Annotated in this window: 11 protein-coding genes and 1 pseudogene; 7 read left to right on the top strand and 5 right to left on the bottom strand. The window is 65.4% G+C overall.

Annotated elements, in window-relative coordinates; genetic code table 11:
- Window positions 1-45: 45 nt before the first annotated feature.
- Window positions 46-1,251: pseudogene (gene cqsA / locus F9K20_RS09660) on the bottom strand (alpha-hydroxyketone-type quorum-sensing autoinducer synthase); the annotation flags it as partial.
- Window positions 1,252-1,597: 346 nt separating this feature from the next.
- Complete coding sequence (locus F9K20_RS09655; RefSeq protein ID WP_291000530.1) at window positions 1,598-2,251, bottom strand: glutathione S-transferase family protein; 654 nt, start codon at window positions 2,249-2,251, stop codon at window positions 1,598-1,600.
- Between the two features lie 158 nt (window positions 2,252-2,409).
- Here F9K20_RS09655 and F9K20_RS09650 point away from each other — a divergent pair, with 158 nt between their 5' ends.
- Entirely contained in the window at window positions 2,410-3,624 is a 1,215-nt protein-coding gene (locus tag F9K20_RS09650; protein ID WP_291000527.1) for a polyhydroxyalkanoate depolymerase, read from the top strand.
- A gap of 3 nt (window positions 3,625-3,627) precedes the next feature.
- Here the strand turns inward: F9K20_RS09650 and F9K20_RS09645 are convergent, their stop codons facing one another.
- A complete protein-coding gene (locus F9K20_RS09645) occupies window positions 3,628-5,916 on the bottom strand; it encodes an NADP-dependent malic enzyme (RefSeq protein ID WP_291000524.1) in 2,289 nt (762 codons plus the stop codon).
- 338 nt (window positions 5,917-6,254) lie between these two features.
- Here F9K20_RS09645 and mutS point away from each other — a divergent pair, with 338 nt between their 5' ends.
- Both mutS and F9K20_RS09635 read left to right on the top strand, forming a co-directional pair.
- Window positions 6,255-8,975: a DNA mismatch repair protein MutS gene (mutS, locus tag F9K20_RS09640; protein ID WP_291000597.1), complete on the top strand. Its 2,721-nt coding sequence runs from the start codon at window positions 6,255-6,257 to the stop codon at window positions 8,973-8,975.
- A gap of 43 nt (window positions 8,976-9,018) precedes the next feature.
- Entirely contained in the window at window positions 9,019-11,805 is a 2,787-nt protein-coding gene (locus F9K20_RS09635; protein ID WP_291000521.1) for a [protein-PII] uridylyltransferase, read from the top strand.
- Window positions 11,806-11,817: 12 nt separating this feature from the next.
- On the opposite strand, the gene F9K20_RS09630 is transcribed toward F9K20_RS09635, so the two are convergent.
- Window positions 11,818-12,846: an OmpA family protein gene (locus tag F9K20_RS09630; protein WP_291000517.1), complete on the bottom strand. Its 1,029-nt coding sequence runs from the start codon at window positions 12,844-12,846 to the stop codon at window positions 11,818-11,820.
- A gap of 111 nt (window positions 12,847-12,957) precedes the next feature.
- Entirely contained in the window at window positions 12,958-13,623 is a 666-nt protein-coding gene (locus tag F9K20_RS09625; RefSeq protein WP_291000514.1) for a rhomboid family intramembrane serine protease, read from the bottom strand.
- Between the two features lie 134 nt (window positions 13,624-13,757).
- Between F9K20_RS09625 and murJ the strand changes: the two genes are divergently transcribed.
- From murJ to F9K20_RS09605, 4 genes are all read left to right on the top strand, one after another.
- Window positions 13,758-15,356: a murein biosynthesis integral membrane protein MurJ gene (gene murJ / locus F9K20_RS09620; RefSeq protein ID WP_291000511.1), complete on the top strand. Its 1,599-nt coding sequence runs from the start codon at window positions 13,758-13,760 to the stop codon at window positions 15,354-15,356.
- An 87-nt stretch (window positions 15,357-15,443) separates the two neighbouring features.
- Entirely contained in the window at window positions 15,444-16,481 is a 1,038-nt protein-coding gene (trpS, locus tag F9K20_RS09615) for a tryptophan--tRNA ligase (protein ID WP_291000508.1), read from the top strand.
- Window positions 16,482-16,527: 46 nt separating this feature from the next.
- On the top strand, window positions 16,528-17,034 hold the full coding sequence (locus tag F9K20_RS09610) for a universal stress protein (protein WP_291000506.1): 507 nt from the start codon (window positions 16,528-16,530) through the stop codon (window positions 17,032-17,034).
- 111 nt (window positions 17,035-17,145) lie between these two features.
- On the top strand, window positions 17,146-17,700 hold the full coding sequence (locus tag F9K20_RS09605) for a NifU family protein (RefSeq protein WP_291000503.1): 555 nt from the start codon (window positions 17,146-17,148) through the stop codon (window positions 17,698-17,700).
- The last annotated feature ends 14 nt before the right edge of the window (window positions 17,701-17,714 follow it).

Below are 17,714 nucleotides of genomic sequence, written 5' to 3'. Positions count from 1 at the left end.
CAGGGGATTCGCCTGCGAAGCCGGCTTGCGCTTGGTCGAGCGCCACTCGGCCATGCCCACTTCTTCACGGATCTCGTCGCAGACTTCGAGGATGCGGTCGAGCTCGCGTCGGCTCAGGCCGCAGTTCACGGTGAAGCGGATGATGCAGCGCTTGTCGGGCGTTGCGGGTGGAAAGAAGATCGCACCGAACACGCCGCGCTTCTCCAACGCATCGCGCAGCGTCGTTGCCTGCCGGATGTCGCCCGGCTCGAGCGCGATGATCTGCGTCTTCGAGGCGGATACGTTGTAGCCGAGCGCGTCGAGGCCCTGTTTCAAATAGGCGTGGTTGGCATGCAGCTTGTCGCGGCGCCAGTCCTCGCGCTCGAAGATGTCGAGCACGGCATCGAAACCGGCGACTTCATGCTGCATGACGGAGGTGCTGAAGATCGTCGGCAGCGCCTCGTAGCGGAAATACTCGATATTGCGGCGCGACGAGACGACGAGACCGCCGCGGCTCGCCACCGCCTTGGAAAGTCCAACCGTGCGGAAGTGCACGCGCTCAGCGAGCCCGGCGGCGACGACGAGACCGGCGCCATCGGGCCCCTGGGCGCCGAAGGAATGAGTTTCGTCAACGACCAGGGCGGCGCCGTGACGCTCGCACACCTCGACGAGTTCCGCGAGCGGCGCGAGGTCACCATCGGTGCTGTAGAGCGCATCGACGCAAACTAGGCCGGGGCCATTTTGCGCCAGCATGCGGTCGAGCGATTGGGGATCGTTGTGGCGGAACAACACCGGCCTTGCACCGGCGCTGACGACGCCTTCATGCAGCGATATGTGCGCCTTCATGTCGAGAAATACGGGGGCGCCACGCGTGGCGAACGACTGAATGAGGCCAACGTTCGCCGTGTAGCCCGACGCGCAGACGACGCAGTCCTCGGCCCGCATGAGCGCGGCGACGCGCTGCTCGAATTCGCGCGTGATGTCGCGCTCGTGGTGCACCCATACGCGGGAGACGGCATCGCCGTGGCCGCCGGCACGCAATGCCGCGATCTCGCTTTCGATGACGTGGGGGTGGCCGGCGAGGCAGAGGTAGTCGTTGCTGCGGACCTTGATGTCCCCGGGGCGGGGCGTGCGCCCCTGCAGAGGATGGCGGCCCTGCCAGAGCTCGACTTTGCGCCGCACATGATAGTCGTCTACCCGGGCCGTCAAGAACCCCGGCTCGCTCGGGCTTGCGACCTGACGCGTCCGCTTATCTGCAACTCGAAACAGCACTGAATTACCCCACTGTTAATGAGTTCTTAATTAACGGAAAAGAAGGGTTAACTGCAAACCAATTCAGCTGGCGTGCATCAGAATTTGCTCAATCATCCCGTTTCGCTCCGATTGCATTTGCATCTTACGCGGTGAAGCGAGCTGAATTGGGGCTGTCGTTAAAACATAATTAACGAATGCGACGCGGCAATGACCCGGCCGCCGTGTGCGGCGAAAGGTGCCAATCCTTATTGCTGCAGTGGAGGACAGCGCGCGCCCGCATCTTTGCGAAGCGCAAAAGCCGCATGTGGCGAATGGTCGGGCCGGGAAAGGTTTCCCGCCTAAGCCCTTGAACGCCCGATCCGCGTCAGAATTCTACGTCGAGCTCCTCGAGTTCCTCCGGCTCGAGCATGGCGGCCTCTGTCCACTCGATCATCGCCGGCCATTCGGCGACTGTCTTGCAGTATCCGGCACAGTCGCTGTCCAGTTCGACATCGTAGGTGAGGAAGCGCGTGCATACCGGCGCGTACATGGCATCGGCCATCGTAAGCCCGCCGAACAGATACGGCCCGCCGTAGGTGTCGAGGCACTCGCGCCAGATGGCGCATACACGCTCGACGTCGCCTTGCGCGCCCGACCAAACGGAATAGCCGGGATAGTGCGCCTTGAGGTTCATGGGCAGCGCCGAGCGCAGATTATGGAAGCCGGAGTGCATCTCGCCGGCGATGGCGCGGCAGTGGGCGCGGGCGGCGACATCCTTGGGCAGCAGCCCCGCCTCGGGGCGGATTTCGGCCAGATACTCGGCAATGGCCAGGGTATCCCAGACCTTGATGCCGTTGTGCACCAGGCATGGCACCAGGAACGAAGGGGAGAGCAGCAGCAGCTCGGCCCGTGTCGAGGGGTCGTCCGACGACATGACCTCCTCGTGAAACTCGAGCCCCGCCATTTTGCAGAGCAGCCAGCCGCGCAGCGACCACGACGAGTAGTTCTTGCTGCTTATGGTGAGTACCGCTGTTGCCATTCTGCCTATCCTTGAAGAGCGGGCCGGCCTCGCCTGGATCACTGCTGTTGCAAAAAAACGCTCGCCGCCAAGCCGAGGATGCACTAGCGTTTGTGCACCGCACAATAGGCTACTGACAAGATCCGGTCGGCCTGTGGCTCGACCTCTGATGAGACTAAATGCTCTATCTCGCCTATCAAGCCCACTCCGACATGGTTGAGCCGGCCAAGTCGATTGCGCGCTCGTCGCTGGCCATGCTTGGGGCCTTGGGGACCCAGAACAACGTCCCGCTTATCCGCAACCTCTCGGCCGCCTACGAGCTCCTCGCCCGTGCCGGCCTGACGCATGCGCGGCCCGAGTACGGCATCCCCGCCGTCATGGTCGGCGACCGCGAGGTCGAGGTCACCGAGGAGCCAGTCCTGACGCTTCCCTTCGGGACGCTGCTCCGGTTCAAGAAGGATGTCGACGTCGAGCAGCCGCGCGTGCTCGTAGTGGCGCCGCTGTCCGGTCACTTCGCCACGCTGCTGCGCAATACCGTGCGCACGTTGCTGCCCGACCATGACGTCTACATCACCGATTGGCACAACGCCCGCGACGTAAGCATGGAGGCCGGCGCCTTCGGCTTCGATGACTACGTTGCCTATGTCATACGCTTCCTCGAGAAGCTTGGCCCGGGAGCACACCTCGTCGCCGTGTGTCAGCCGTGCGTGCAGGCGCTGGCCGCTGTGGCCGTGATGGCCGCCGATGGCAACGCCGCGCAGCCAAGCAGCATGACGCTGATGGCCGGTCCCATCGACACGCGGGTCAACCCGACGAAGGTCAACAGGCTGGCGACCAGCAAGCCGATTGGTTGGTTCGAGCGCAATTTGATCGCCCGCGTGCCGTGGAAGTACCCGGGCGCGCGACGCATGGTCTATCCCGGTTTCGTGCAGCTAACCGCCTTCGTGTCGATGAACATCAACCGGCACTACAACGCGCACCAGGAGCTGTACGAGCACTTGCGCAATGGTGATCACGAGAAGGCGCAAGTCATCAAGACCTTCTACGACGAATATTTCGCCGTGCTCGATTTGGCGGCCGAGTTTTATCTCGAGACCGTGAGCTGGGTGTTCCAGGAGGCGCGCCTGCCCAAGGGTGAGCTTACCTACAAAGGCCAACCGGTCGAGCTAAAGGCCATCCGCAAAACGGCGCTGCTGACGGTCGAAGGCGAGCGCGACGATATTTGTGCGCTTGGGCAGACGGCGGCTGCGCATGACCTGTGCACCGGGCTGCGCCCGCACATGAAGCGGCACCACATGCAGGTCGGCGTCGGTCACTACGGCGTATTCAGCGGGCGCAAGTGGGACGGCCAGATCTATCCGCTCGTGCGCAACCTCATCCTGGCCAGCGATTGACCGCTATCCTCGGCGCCCGGCATCGTAGGCGGCGATTGCCGCCATGTTGACGACGTCGCTGTCCTTGGCACCGAAACCGCAGATCTGCACCGATCGCGAGAGGCCGACGAGGATCGGCCCGATCACGGTTGCGCCGCCCAGCTCCTTAAGCATGTTGGTGGAAATCGAGGCGGCGTGGAACGCCGGCATGACCAGCACGTTGGCCGTGTCGGACAACCGGCAGAACGGATAATGGCGCATCAGGTCGCGGTTGAGTGCGACGTCCGCCGCCATGTCGCCGTCGTATTCGAAATCGACCTGGCGCTCATCGAGGATTGCCACGGCCTCGCGCATCTGGTCCGAGCGCTCGCCGCGTGGCTGGCCGAAGGTCGAGTAGGCGAGCAGGGCCACTCGCGGCTCGATGCCGAAATTGCGCGCCGCACGCGCGGCTTCCGTGGCGATGTCGGCAAGCTCCTCGGCCGTCGGCATGTCGTGCACGCTGGTGTCGGCGATGAGCACGGCGCGGCCGCGCAGCAGCGCCAGCGAGACGCCGATGACGTTGCGCCCCGGCTCCGCATCTATAACGCGCTGGACATCGTCGTAGACGCTCGTCCAGTTGCGCGTGACGCCGGAGACGAGCGCGTCGGCATGTCCGTGCGCGACCATCAGCATCCCGAAAACGTTGCGTTCATTGGCGACAAGCCGTTGGCAGTCGCGCTTGAGGTATCCGCGGCGCTGCAGGCGGGCATAGAGGTAGGCCGAGAATTCCTCCATATACGGGTTCTTGCGCGTATCGAGGATTTCGTATTCGGGGCGCAGGACCATGCCCAGCGCGCGGAATTGTTCGCGCACCACGTCCGTCGATCCGATGAGGATCGGCACGCCAAAGCCTTGTGAAAAGTAACTGTGCGCGGCGCGGATGACGGCCGGCTCCTCGCCTTCGGCGAAGACCACCCGCTTGGGATCGGAGCGCACGGCGCTGAACGTCGATTGCAGCCAGCCGGCCAATGGATCGAGACGGCCCTCCAGCTGTGCGACATAGGCATCCATGTCGACGATCGGCTTGCGCGCAACGCCCGAATCCATCGCCGCCTTGGCCACCGCGGTGGGGACATTGACGATGAGGCGCGGATCGAAGGGGGCTGGAATGATGTACTCGGGTCCGAACGTCGGGCGCCGGCCGTGGAAGGCGGCAGCGACCTGGTCGGGCACCTCGGCTCGGGCAAGGTCGGCGAGCGCCTCGGCAGCGGCGATCTTCATCGCCTCGTTGATGGTCGAGGCCTGCACGTCGAGGGCGCCGCGGAAGATAAAGGGGAAGCCTAGGACGTTGTTGATCTGGTTCGGGTAGTCGGAGCGGCCGGTGGCTACGATGGCGTCATCGCGCACGGCGAGGACGTCCTCGGGCGTGATCTCCGGATCGGGGTTGGCCATGGCGAAGATGATCGGCTTATCGGCCATGGCGCGCACCATGTCCTGCGTCACGGCACCCTTGACGGAAAGACCGAACAGCGCGTCGGCGCCTTCCAATGCCTGCGCCAGCGTGCGCGCCTTGGTCTTGGCGGCGTACGCCGACTTCCACTGGTTCATGCCTTCCTTGCGACCCTGGTAGACGACGCCCTTGGTGTCGCACAGGATCACGTTTTGCTTGGGGATGCCGAGCGCCACGACCAGTTCCAGGCAGGCGATGCCGGCCGCGCCGGCGCCGTTGACGACGAGCTTGCAGTTCTTGAGCTCGCGCCCGGTAAGCTCGGCGGCGTTGATGAGGCCGGCTGCTGCGATGATCGCGGTTCCGTGCTGGTCATCGTGGAACACCGGGATGTCGAGCAGCTCTTTCAACCGCTGCTCGATGATGAAGCAGTCGGGGGCGCGAACGTCCTCGAGATTGATGCCGCCGAACGACGGGCCGAGATAGCGCACCGAGTTGATGAACTGGTCGGGGTCCTCGGTATCGACCAACAGGTCGATGGCGTCGATGTCGGCAAAGCGCTTGAACAGCGCGCCCTTCCCCTCCATCACCGGCTTGGCGGCCAGCGCGCCGAGATTACCGAGGCCGAGGATGGCGGTGCCGTTGGAGACCACGGCGACCAGGTTGCCCTTGTTGGTGTAGTCGTAGGCGGTAGCGGGGTTTTGCGCGATCGCGTGCACGGGCACGGCGACGCCCGGTGAGTACGCCAGCGACAGGTCGCGCTGCGTGGCCAAAGGCTTGGTGGGCGTGATCTCGAGCTTGCCAGGCTTTCCCTGCGCATGGAACTGCAGCGCTTCCTGGTCGGTGAAACGGGCCTGGGTGGCTTTTGAGCTTCGGGCGGTGGTCATGAGGTGGGCTGTCCGGTTGAAAAGTGGCGCAACATAGGCTTGTGAGGGCGTCGAAACAATCGCTTGGCCTCCCGCCAGCCGGTCGGTGAACAACCGCGGTGGCGCGTTTGACCGCTGGGGGAGGCCCGTTATCGTTGCAGACCGCCGCTGGGCGGGGCCTTTGCAGTGGGGGACGACCGCCGATGGCGGGCAAACGGACGCGAGTGAAGCCGCCGGTGCCTATGCACGACCCGGCCGATGCGGGCGGCGAGGAGCGAGCCGCGGACGCGGCATGGGCGGCTGCACCTCCGGCGCCGTCTGCCGCCGTCGCCGTGCCGGCAGACGAGGCTTCTCCGTCCATGGCGCAGTTCCTGGAGATCAAGGCCGCCAATCCGGACTGCCTGCTGTGGTACCGGATGGGGGATTTCTATGAGCTGTTCTTCGACGATGCCGTGGCGGCCTCGGCAACGCTCGGCATTGTGCTCACCAAGCGTGGAAAGCACCTTGGGCAGGATATCCCGATGTGCGGGGTACCAATCCATCGCGCCGACGAATACCTGCAGCGGCTGATCAGGGCCGGGCACCGCGTCGCGGTCGCCGAGCAGCTCGAGGATCCGGCCGAGGCGAAGAAGCGCGGCTCAAAGGCCGTCGTCAAACGCGACGTCGTGCGCCTCGTGACCCCGGGCACGCTCACCGAGGACACGCTCCTCGATGCCAAGACCCGTAACTATCTCACTGCGCTGTTCCGCGCCGGCGGCCAAGTATCGAGTGCAACCCTCGAGCCAAATGCCATTCTGGCGTTGGCGTCGATCGAGATTTCGACAGGCGAGCTCGAGGTCGGCGAGATCTCGGGCGCCGATTTGCCGGGCGAGTTGGCACGCCTGGCGCCGGGCGAGGTGATCGTTTCCGATGTGCTGCTCGGCGACGCCGATGTCCGCGGATGGATCGCGCGCGTCGGCGCCGCGGCAACACCGGTGCCTGGAGCCTATTTCGACAGCCTCGCGGGAGAGGCGAGCCTCAAGAAACAATTGAAGGTCGCCGAGCTCGGCGGCTTCGGCGCCTTTACCCGGCCGGAGCTGGCGGCGATCGGCGCCGCACTCAAGTACGTCGAGCTGACGCAGATGGGCCGGGCGCCCGCGCTGCGGCCACCCAAACGCTTCGGCTCCGATGCAATTCTGCTGATCGATGCGGCCAGCCGCGCCAGCCTGGAGCTGGTGCGCTCGGTGGCGGGTGAAAAGCAGGGCAGCCTTCTTGCCGCCATCGACCGAACCGTGACCGGCCCTGGCGCGCGCGAGCTGGCCGGCCGGCTGGCGAGCCCGCTGCGCGAGATCGCCCGCATCGACCGCCGGCTCGACGCCGTCGGCTTCCTCATCGATGCGGAGCGCCTGCGCAGCGATCTGCGTGCCGCACTGAGATTATCGCCCGACATCGCGCGCGCCATCTCGCGACTCGGCTTCGGGCGCGGAGGGCCGCGCGACCTGGCCGCCGTGCGCGACGGCCTTTCCTGCGCGCAGGGTTGCGCCGCCCTGCTGGCCGGTGAGGCCTCCACCATGGGCTTGCCGGAGGAATTGGCGCGCATTGCCGACGAGCTGCGTGCGGTGCGGCCAAAGCTGCACGACGCGCTGGCCGCAGCCCTCGTCGATGACCCGCCGCACCTGAGGCGCGATGGCGGCTTCGTGCGGCAAGGCTATCGAGCTGAGCTCGACGAGGCACGTCGCCTCAAGGAGGACGGTCGCGGCGTCATGGCCGGCCTCGAGGCAAGGTACGTCGAGCGCACCGGCGTCAAATCGCTGAAGGTGCGCCACAACAACATCCTCGGCTTCTACATCGAGGTGACGCAGGGCAACGCCAAACCGCTGCTCGAAGGGCCGCTGTCGAGTGAATTCCGTCACCGCCAGACGATGGCCAATGCAGTGCGTTTCTCGACGGCCGAGCTCGCCGATATTGAGGGGCGTATCGCCTCGGCAACGGAGCGGGCCCTCAACCTCGAGCAGGAAGTATTTGCCGAGCTGGCAGCCGCGATCGAGCGCGAGGCCGGGGCTCTCGGCCGCATCGCCGCCGCGCTCGCCGAGCTCGATGCCACAGCCGGGCTTGCCGAGCTGGCGCGCACGGAGAGCTACACGCGCCCTGTTGTCGACGACAGCCAGGCGTTCGAAATTCGTGGCGGCCGGCACCCGGTCGTCGAGCAGGCCCTGAGGGCGGCGAAGGCGGGCGCCTTTATCGAGAACGATTGCGTGCTCGGCGCCGGCGCGGACCGCCGCCAAGGTGACGGCGAGGAGACGGCCGATGGGCGCATCTGGCTCGTCACCGGTCCCAACATGGCCGGCAAGTCGACGTTCCTGCGCCAGAACGCGCTCATCGCGGTGTTGGCGCAGATGGGCTCGTTCGTGCCGGCGCGCAGCGCGAGGATCGGCGCGCTCGATCGCCTGTTCAGCCGCGTCGGCGCATCCGATGATTTAGCTCGCGGGCGGTCGACCTTCATGGTCGAGATGGTGGAGACGGCGGCCATCCTCAATCAGGCGAGCGATCGCTCCCTCGTCATTCTGGACGAGATCGGCCGCGGCACCGCGACTTTCGATGGCTTGTCGATCGCTTGGGCTACGGTCGAATTCCTGCACGACGTGCTGAAGTCGCGCGCGCTTTTCGCCACTCATTATCACGAGCTGACCGCGCTCGCTCGCCGCCTCGACGGCGTTGCCAGCGTAACTGTCGACGTGCGCGAATGGCACGACGAGATCGTCTTCCTCCACAAGGTCAAGCCGGGGGCGGCCGACCGCTCCTATGGCATCCAGGTGGCCAAGCTGGCCGGCCTCCCGGAGCGGGTGGTCGGCCGGGCCCGAGAGGTGCTAGCGCTGCTCGAAAAAGCCGACAGCCGCAAGAACGCGCGCAACGGCGGTCTCGACGAGCTGCCTCTGTTTGCGGTAAGCCGGCCGATGACTTCGCCCGAGCCCTCCGGCCCCACGGCTCTCGAGAAGGCAGTCGACGACTTGAAGCCAGACGATTTGAGCCCGCGCGCCGCGCTCGACGCCGTCTACCGCCTCAAGGCGCTGCGCCAAGGCGGCCAGGGCCCGGAACGGTAAATCAAGGACAACGTCGTGCGGACATCTGCCATGACAAGGCAACATGGATAGAGCGATCCAACGGAGCGCACCCTATTTCGACTCGCGCGCGTTGCGCGCCGAGCTGACGGCGAATTTTCGCGCCGCTGGCGATGATGCCGGCAAGGCGCGCGGCGCCATGATCGAGCGCCTCAAGCTGCTGGTCGCGGATGCGCGCGCGGCCGCGCGCCGCGGATTGGAGGCCGATCACAGTGGGCGCCGCTGCGCCTCCGGGCTGTCGCATTTCCAGGACGAGCTGATCCGCGTTCTCTACGACTATACCGTCTGGCACGTTTACCGGGCGACCAACCCATCCGATGCCGAGCGGATGGCCATCGTTGCCACGGGCGGCTATGGCCGCGCCTTGCTGGCGCCGGGGTCCGACATCGATCTCCTGTTCCTGCTTCCCTACAAGCAGACGGCGTGGGGCGAGAGCGTCGCCGAGTACATTCTCTACGTGCTGTGGGATCTCGGTTTCAAGGTCGGGCACGCAACGCGCACCGTCGATCAGTGCATCAAGATGAGCTCCGACGTGACGGTGCGCACCGCGCTGGTCGATGCCCGGCTCATCCACGGCGACGGCAAGCTCTACGGCGAGTTCGAGGAGCGCTTCCGCACGCAGGTGGTAGCAGGCACGGCGCGCGCCTTCATCGATGCCAAGATGGCCGAGTATGATGCCCGTCACCGCACGGCCGGCGAGAGCCGCTACAAGGTCGAGCCCAACGTCAAGGACGGCAAGGGCGGCCTGCGCGATCTGCACACGCTGCACTGGCTGTCAAAATACCTATACGGGCAGGGCGTCGGCGCCGCGACGGTGGCCGCCGGCATCTTCCGTACCGAGGAGGTGGCGACGTTCCGACGCTGCGAGGACTTCCTGTGGACCATCCGCTGCTTCCTGCATTTCGCCAGCGGGCGCGCCGAGGAGGTGCTGACGTTCGACATGCAGCCGTGGCTCGCCGCCCAGCTCGGCTACAACGACCGCGGCGGTCTTCTCGCCGTCGAGCGCTTCATGAAGCACTACTTTCTCATCGCCAAGGACGTCGGCGACCTGACGACTATTCTCTGCTCGGCGCTCGAGATGCAGCAGCTCAAGGCCTCGCCCGGGCTCAGTCGTTTCCTGCGTCCGCTGAGCTGGAAGCAGCGGCGGCAGTTGCGCACGCGCACCGACTTCCGTATCGACAACGACCGGCTCAATGTTGCCGACCCCGAGGTGTTCAAGCGCGATCCGGTGAATCTCATCCGCTTTTTCGCCGAAGCGCACCACACCAACTCGTTTCTGCATCCCGATGCCATACGGCTGTTGCGGCACTCGAAGCGGTTGATCGATGACGGGCTGCGCACCGATCCGGAGGCCAACCGGATCTTCATCGAGCTGCTCACCGGGGATACCAATCCCGAGATGTCGCTGCGGCGCATGAACGAGGCCGGCGTGCTCGGCCGTTTCGTGCCGGAGTTCGGCCGCGTTGTCGGCATGACGCAGTTCAACATGTACCATAGCTACACGATCGACGAGCACCTCATACGCACCATCGGCATGCTTACCGATATCGAGCGCGGCGGAGCCAGCAACGAGCTGCCGCTGTCGACGGAGATCATCGGCACCATCAAGAACCGGCGCGCGCTGTACGTTGCCGCGTTCCTGCATGACATCGGTAAGGGCTATACCGAGGATCATTCGATCGTCGGTGCGCGCGTGGCACGCAAGCTGGGGCCACGCTTCGGCCTGACGCCGGCGGAGACCGAGACGGCCGCGTGGCTCGTCGAGCAGCATCTGACGATGAGCAACATCGCGCAGAGCCGCGATCTATCCGACCCCAAGACGATCCGCGATTTCGCCGACGTCGTGCAGAGTCCCGAGCGGCTGAAGCTCTTGCTGCTGCTCACGGTGGCCGATATTCGCGCCGTGGGGCCCGGCGTATGGAACGGCTGGAAGGGGCAGCTCCTGCGCACCCTCTATTACGAGACCGAGCCGCTCGTTGCCGGCGGCCACACGCAGGTGAAACGCAGTCAGCGCACCGCGGAGGCCCAGGAAGAATTGCGGCGCGCGCTCACGGATTGGCCGCAGGCCGACGTCGACCGCTACGTCGAGCGGCACTATCCCGACTATTGGCTGCGTACCGATGCCGAGCGGCGGGTGGAGCATGCCAAGCTGCTGCGCCGTGCTGAGCACGAGGGCTTGCACCTCGCCACCGACACGCGCACCGATGCGTTCACGGCCATCACCGAGCTGACCGTCGTGGCTCCGAACCATCCGCGCCTCTTGGCCCTGTTCGCCGGCGCCTGCGCCGCCGCGGGCGCCAACATCGCCGGCGCGCACATCATGACGACGCGCGATGGGTACGCGCTCGATACGTTCCTGCTCAATCGCGCCTTCAAGGACGACGAGGACGAGCTACGTCGCGGCAAGCGCATCGGCGACCTCATCGGCCGACTGTTGCGTGGCGACGCATGGCTCGACACGCTGCTTGCCGAGCGCGGGCCGCCGCCGCGCCGCGTCATGGCGTTCAACGTCGAGCCTGATGTGATCATCAACAACGCGCTTTCGGACCAGTTCACGGTGATCGAGGTTGCGGGGCGCGACCGTCCCGGGTTGCTGTACGAGCTCACCAGCACGCTTTCCAACCTGCTGCTCGATATTACGTCGGCGCACATCACGACTTTCGGCGAGAAGGCCGTGGACGTCTTCTACGTGACCGACCTGACGGGCAAGAAGATCGATAGTGAGACGCGGCAGGAGACCATCCGCAAGCGGCTGATCGGCGTCCTCGAGGGAAGTGTCGAGAAGCTCGATCGCAGCCCGGCGCCAACCTGAGGCGCGGCACCGTTAGCGCGACACCATCAGCTCGACACGACGGTCGAGCTGCCACAGATCTTCCTGGCTGAAGTCGCTGCGCACCACCCCCGTATACGGCTCGGTCTTGCCCTTGGGGATCAGCTCGAGCTCGCCCTTGAAGCCACCCTCGCGCAGGAAGCTGGCGACGGTCTCGAGCCGCTCCCGGGAGAGGTTCATGTTGAGCTCGTGCGTGCCGCGCTCATCGGCATGGCCCGTCAAGGTCACCTTGGGGAAGCGCTTGAGCTGCAGGTATTCGAGCAGCAGCGCGGCGGCCCTTCTGCCATCGCTCGTTAGCGTTGCCTCGTTGAAAATGAAGGTGACCGGTACCGGGACCGACGCGCTCGTGGCAGCTGACTGCGATGTGGGCGGAAGCGGCGGCGCAGCGGCGACAGGGGCACCGGCCGGGGACGTGCGATCGTCGGTGATTGGGGCTGGCGGTGGCGCCGCCGCGACGGTCTGCTTCTCCTCGTCGGTACGTGCCGCCGCGACCATACCCTCGAGGTTCTTCAGCATGTCGGAGGTGACGGTGCCCGCCGTGTGCCGCTTGGGCGGCTCGGGCTTGACCTCCTCACGATGAGCCGCGCTATCGGCCACTTTCGTGCCGGGCGGAGCTTTGAAGAGTGCCAGCTTGGCCTCCGCGTTGGGGATCTTGGCGTCGGTGGTGAACGTCCACTCGCCGTTCTCGTCGGCCTGCGCCGTGCCGATCTCCTTGCCGTCGGCGGTGATCGTGACGACCGATCGAGGCTCGGCGCGCCCGGCGAACACGGATGTGCCGTTCGGGTCGATGCGGGCGATATCGAATGAGGGGGCGGCGCCTTGCGTATCCGACGGGGGGCTGAGCGCCTCCTGCAGCTCCTGCGCTTCGTCCTGCGCAGTTGCGGATTTAGCCGCCTTGGTCGGGCTTTGCTCTTTCGCCTGCTGCTTGGGTGCTAAGGGCCCTGGGTCCATGTCGAGGAGCCAGACTGCTCCTCCGAACAGCATGAGCAGCAGAAGTATAAACAACACTGCCAGGCGAAGCATCGAGGTCGTCCCGCACTCTAGGCCCCCCGGCCCCCGGCACAAGCGACAGTCTCCGGTATTTGAGCATCTTGTTCAAGGCCATCGCGTGGCCGCGGGGCATAGAAGCCTGGGCTAGGCCGAAATCCGCGGATTTCCGCCGCTGCCACGAAACAGGAAAGCCATCAGGAAGCCGGCGACGAAGCCGCCGACGTGCGCCATGTAGGCGATACCGCCGACGTCTTGCGTCGTCTCGTCGGTGTAGGCGATCGAGCCGACGCCGCTGAACAGTTGCAGGACGATCCAGAAGCCGAGCACGACGAGCGCCGGCATGGCGACAACCTGGCTGCCGAACAGCACGTGCACGCGCGCGTGTGGGAACATCAGGATGTAAGCGCCGAGCACGCCGGCGATGGCGCCGGAGGCGCCAACATTCGGAATGTTCGAGCCGGGGGAGACATAGTATTGGGCGAAGGTCGCGGCGATGCCTGCGAGCAGATAGAAGATGAGGAACTTGAGGTGCCCGAAGCGATCTTCGACATTGTCGCCGAAGATCCACAGGTAGAGCATGTTGCCGCCGAGGTGCAGCCACCCGCCGTGCATGAACATGGCGGTGAAGATGGTCACCAGGTTGGTCCCCGGATTGTCCGAGAAGCGTCCCGGAACGAACGCCCACTCCTGGATGAACGCGTCGCCGTTCTGCAGCTCTAGAAGAAAGACCAGCACATTGATGATGATGAGAATGTAGGTGACGAACGGCGTCGAGCGCCGCATGGAATTGTCGTCGCCTAGCGGGAACATGAGGCTGGTCCTCCACCTGTCCTGCGAACTTGTCGGCAATAGCTTTGGCGATGTCAACGCTGGCGAGGCGCCGCGCGGCATGCAGCATCTGGCCGCTTGCCCTCGAGCCAAGGCTCCGCTACCGCTCTGCGCCCATGAAGCTCTACCGCTCCTTCGCGACCGTCGGCGGCCTCACCATGCTGAGCCGCGTGTTCGGCTTTCTGCGCGACATCCTCATCGCCGCCGTTCTCGGCTCAGGTGCCGTCGCCGACGCCTTCTTCGTCGCCTTCCGTTTCCCCAATCTCTTCCGCCGCCTGTTCGGCGAGGGCGCCTTCAATGCCGCGTTCGTGCCACTGTTTGCCAAGCGGCTGGAGGGCGAGGGGCGAGAGGTGGCGCGCGCGTTCGCCGAAGAGGCCATGGCCGGGCTCGTCTTCATCCTCCTGGCGCTCACCATCATCGCCGAGATCGCCATGCCGTTGCTGATGTACGGCCTGGCGCCGGGGTTCAGCGAGACGCCGGAGAAATTCGATCTCGCCGTGCTCCTGACGCGCATCACCATGCCGTACCTGTTGTGCATGTCGCTCGTGGCGCTGATGTCGGGCGTGCTCAACTCGTTCGGCAAGTTCGTCGAAAGCTCCTCCGTCTCCATCGTCCTCAACGTCGTGATGATGGCAGCGACGCTCATTGGCATGGCGCTTGGCTATCAGAATGATCCGATGGCCGGCATCATCCAGGCATGGGGCGTCTTCGCCGCCGGTATCCTGCAGCTGTGGCTGTTGATGGACGGCCTGCGACGCAACAACATCTGGCTCAAGCTGCGCCGGCCGCGCATGACCGAAGGCATGCGGCGGCTCATCCGCCTCGGCATCCCGGGCGTGATCGCCGGCGGCGTCACGCAGATCAACATCGTCATCGGCACTGTCATCGCCTCGATGCAGAACGGGGCGGTCTCCTACCTCTACTACGCGGATCGCCTCTACGAGCTGCCGCTCGCCATCGTCGGCATCGCCATCGGCGTCGTGCTGCTCCCCGATGTGGCGCGCCATTTGCGCGCCGAGAATCACGAGGCGGTGATGGACAGCCAGAACCGCTCGCTCGAGTTCGCCACGCTGCTGACGCTGCCGGCCGCCGTGGCGCTGGCCGTGGTGCCGACCGCCATCGTCGCCGGGCTGTTCGAGCGCGGCGCCTTCACTGCCGCCGATACGCTAGCCACCGCCTATGCATTGGCGATCTTTGCCATCGGACTGCCGAGCTTCGTGTTGATCAAGGTGTTTTCACCCGCCTACTTTGCGCGCGAGGACACGCGCACGCCGATGGTCTACGCGACCATCAGCCTGACCGCGAACACGCTCGGCTCGATAGTCCTGTTCTTCCTGTTCCGCGCCCAAGGTTGGATGCCGCATCTCGGCATCGCCGTGGCGACGACGCTGGGCGGCTTCCTCAACGCGGGGCTGCTTTACGCGACGCTGGCGCGGCGCGGGTTCTTCGTCGCCGACGCGCGGCTGAAGCGGACTCTGCCGCGCATCGTGCTGGCAAGCGTCATTATGGGTGCCGTGTTGTGGGTCGTTGCCGATGCGCTCGACGGCATGTTCAAGCCGCCGACCCCCGAGTTGACGCGCGCCTTCGCGCTCGCGGTGCTGGTCGGATCCGGGCTCATCGTCTATGGCGTAGCCGTCTTCGCCGCCGGTGCCCTCGACATGCGCCAGCTGCGTCGTTTCCTCACCCGCCGCACGCCTCCGCCGGGCCCCGTCTGACTGCCGTCGCCGGTTTCGTGAAACGCGGCCTTGCGCGGGCGGCGCCGCCGCGCCATAAACCCGCGCCTATCGCTTCAAGGGGCTCCAATGAAGTTCAAAGAGCGCGTGTTCTCCGGCATGCAGCCGACCGGCAGCCTGCACCTCGGGAACTATCTCGGGGCGATGCTGCAGTGGATCGAGCTGCAGAAGACGCACGAGTGCATCTATTGCGTCGTCGACATGCACGCGATCACCGTCTGGCAGGATCCCGACGAGCTGAAATCGGCGATCCGCCAGGTGACGGCGGCCTACATCGCCTCGGGCCTCGATCCCAAGCGCAGCATCCTCTTCAACCAGAGCGAGGTGGCGGCGCACGCCGAGCTGGCTTGGATCTTCAATTGCGTGGCCCGCCTCGGTTGGCTCAACCGCATGACGCAGTTCAAGGAGAAGGCCGGCAAGGACCGTGAGAACGCCTCCGTCGGCCTCTACGTCTATCCGAACCTGATGGCGGCTGACATTCTCGCCTATCGCGCAACGCATGTGCCGGTCGGCGACGACCAAAAGCAGCACCTCGAACTCTCCCGCGATATCGCGCAGAAGTTCAACAACGACTTCAAGCAGTGGATTGAGAAGGCGGGCTATGTCGACGGCAACTTCTTTCCGCTGCCCGAGCCGGTGATCACCGGGCCGGCGACGCGCGTGATGAGCCTGCGCGACGGGACCAAGAAGATGTCGAAGTCGGACCCGTCCGACCTGTCGCGCATCAACCTTACGGACGATGCCGACACCATCGCCAAGAAGATCCAGAAGGCGAAGACCGATCCCGAGCCGCTCCCCTCGGAGCTCAAGGGCCTCGACGGGCGCCCCGAGGCCGAGAACCTCGTTGGCATCTACGCGGCGCTGGCCGGCCGGAGCAAGGCCAAGGTGCTCGAGGAGTTCGGCGGCGCGCAGTTCTCCGCCTTCAAGAAGGCGTTGGCGGAGCTTTGCGTCGAGAAGCTCGGGCCGATCGCGGCCGAGACCAAGCGCTTGATGGCCGACCCGGCGGAGATCGACCGCGTCCTCGCCAGCGGTTCGGAACGGGCCCGCGTGATCGCGGGGCCGATTATTGCCGAGGTCAAGGACGTCGTAGGTTTCGTGCGCTCTTAATGCTCGCGCTGTTGTTAGTGCCCCAGCCTCATGGCAGCATGGGTCCATGACGACGAAGAAGCGCCGTTCCTTCGAGGCCGACCACTTCCGCAAGTTCCTGCTCGTCATCGACGAGAGTCCGGAGGCGGAAAGCGCCCTCTATTACGCCGCCAGCCGCATGCAGCGCTCCTCGGGCACGCTCGTCATGCTGTACGTGATCGTGCCGCAGGAATTCCAGCACTGGATCAACGTCCGCCAGCAGCAGGTCGAGGAGGAGACGACCAAGGCCAAGGCGCTGTTTCGCCTCATGCGCCGCAAGCTCAATCTGGCCGGGTACGAGAACGTCGCCTGCGAGGAAATCATCCGCGAGGGCGCCAAGGGCGAGGAAATTCGCAAATTGATCGACGAGGACGAGGATATTGCCGTGCTGGTGCTGGGAGCCTCGACCGATGCCGCCGGTCCCGGCCCCCTGGTGTCGTCGCTGGCCGCCGGCAGCGCCGCCGGCAGCTTCCCGATCCCCATTACCATCGTACCCGGGACGCTGGCCCTGGAGGATGTCCGCACCTTGGCGTAAAAGGCCCACAAGGCACTCGAAATCCCGTCCTGGATCGCCTATCTTAGATTAATTCTAAAGTGAGTAGACCGCCGGCCTGCGCCGGCGATGGCAATGCGGAAAGGCCAGCCGATGTTCATTCAGACCGAAGCGACCCCCAACCCGGCGACGCTGAAGTTCATACCCGGCAAGGCCGTGCTAGCCGAGGGCACCGCCGACTTCACCGACAAGGGGGAGGCGCTGGCGTCGCCACTTGCCTCGCGCTTGTTCGACATCAAAGGCGTGCGCGGTGTGTTCCTCGGCTCTGACTTCATCTCGGTGACCAAGGGCGACGAGGAGTGGCAGCACCTGAAGCCGATGATCCTCGGCGCCATCATGGAGCACTTCATGTCGGGGGCCCCGGTCATCGCCGAGACGGCCAACGACGAAGCGGGTACGGTGTCGTACGATCCCGAGGACGAGGCGGTCGTCGCCACCATCAAGGAGCTGCTTGAGACGCGCGTGCGCCCTGCGGTGGCGCAGGACGGCGGCGACATCACGTTCTCGGGGTTCCGCGACGGCGTCGTCTATCTGCACATGCGCGGCGCCTGCTCGGGCTGCCCCAGCTCGACGGCCACGCTGCGCCACGGCATCGAGAATTTGCTACGCCACTTCTGTCCGGAAGTGCAAGAAGTTCAGGCCGTTTAAGCCGCGTAGATGCG

It is taken from the genome of Hyphomicrobium sp. (assembly GCF_009026145.1).
In the GTDB taxonomy this organism is placed as follows: Bacteria; Pseudomonadota; Alphaproteobacteria; order Rhizobiales; family Hyphomicrobiaceae; genus Hyphomicrobium_A.
The sequence above is the reverse complement of the archived record's forward strand: the minus strand, read 5'-3'. Positions and strand labels throughout refer to the sequence as shown.

Excerpts from the sequence above, each read along its gene's own strand:
- F9K20_RS09655 (WP_291000530.1), bottom strand. The coding sequence starts at position 2,251 with ATGGCAACAGCGGTACTCACCATAAGCAGCAAGAACTACTCGTCGTGG.
- F9K20_RS09650 (WP_291000527.1), top strand. The coding sequence starts at position 2,410 with ATGCTCTATCTCGCCTATCAAGCCCACTCCGACATGGTTGAGCCGGCC.
- F9K20_RS09645 (WP_291000524.1), bottom strand. The coding sequence starts at position 5,916 with ATGACCACCGCCCGAAGCTCAAAAGCCACCCAGGCCCGTTTCACCGAC.
- mutS (WP_291000597.1), top strand. The coding sequence starts at position 6,255 with ATGGCGCAGTTCCTGGAGATCAAGGCCGCCAATCCGGACTGCCTGCTG.
- F9K20_RS09635 (WP_291000521.1), top strand. The coding sequence starts at position 9,019 with ATGGATAGAGCGATCCAACGGAGCGCACCCTATTTCGACTCGCGCGCG.
- F9K20_RS09630 (WP_291000517.1), bottom strand. The coding sequence starts at position 12,846 with ATGCTTCGCCTGGCAGTGTTGTTTATACTTCTGCTGCTCATGCTGTTC.
- F9K20_RS09625 (WP_291000514.1), bottom strand. The coding sequence starts at position 13,623 with ATGTTCCCGCTAGGCGACGACAATTCCATGCGGCGCTCGACGCCGTTC.
- murJ (WP_291000511.1), top strand. The coding sequence starts at position 13,758 with ATGAAGCTCTACCGCTCCTTCGCGACCGTCGGCGGCCTCACCATGCTG.
- trpS (WP_291000508.1), top strand. The coding sequence starts at position 15,444 with ATGAAGTTCAAAGAGCGCGTGTTCTCCGGCATGCAGCCGACCGGCAGC.
- F9K20_RS09610 (WP_291000506.1), top strand. The coding sequence starts at position 16,528 with ATGACGACGAAGAAGCGCCGTTCCTTCGAGGCCGACCACTTCCGCAAG.
- F9K20_RS09605 (WP_291000503.1), top strand. The coding sequence starts at position 17,146 with ATGTTCATTCAGACCGAAGCGACCCCCAACCCGGCGACGCTGAAGTTC.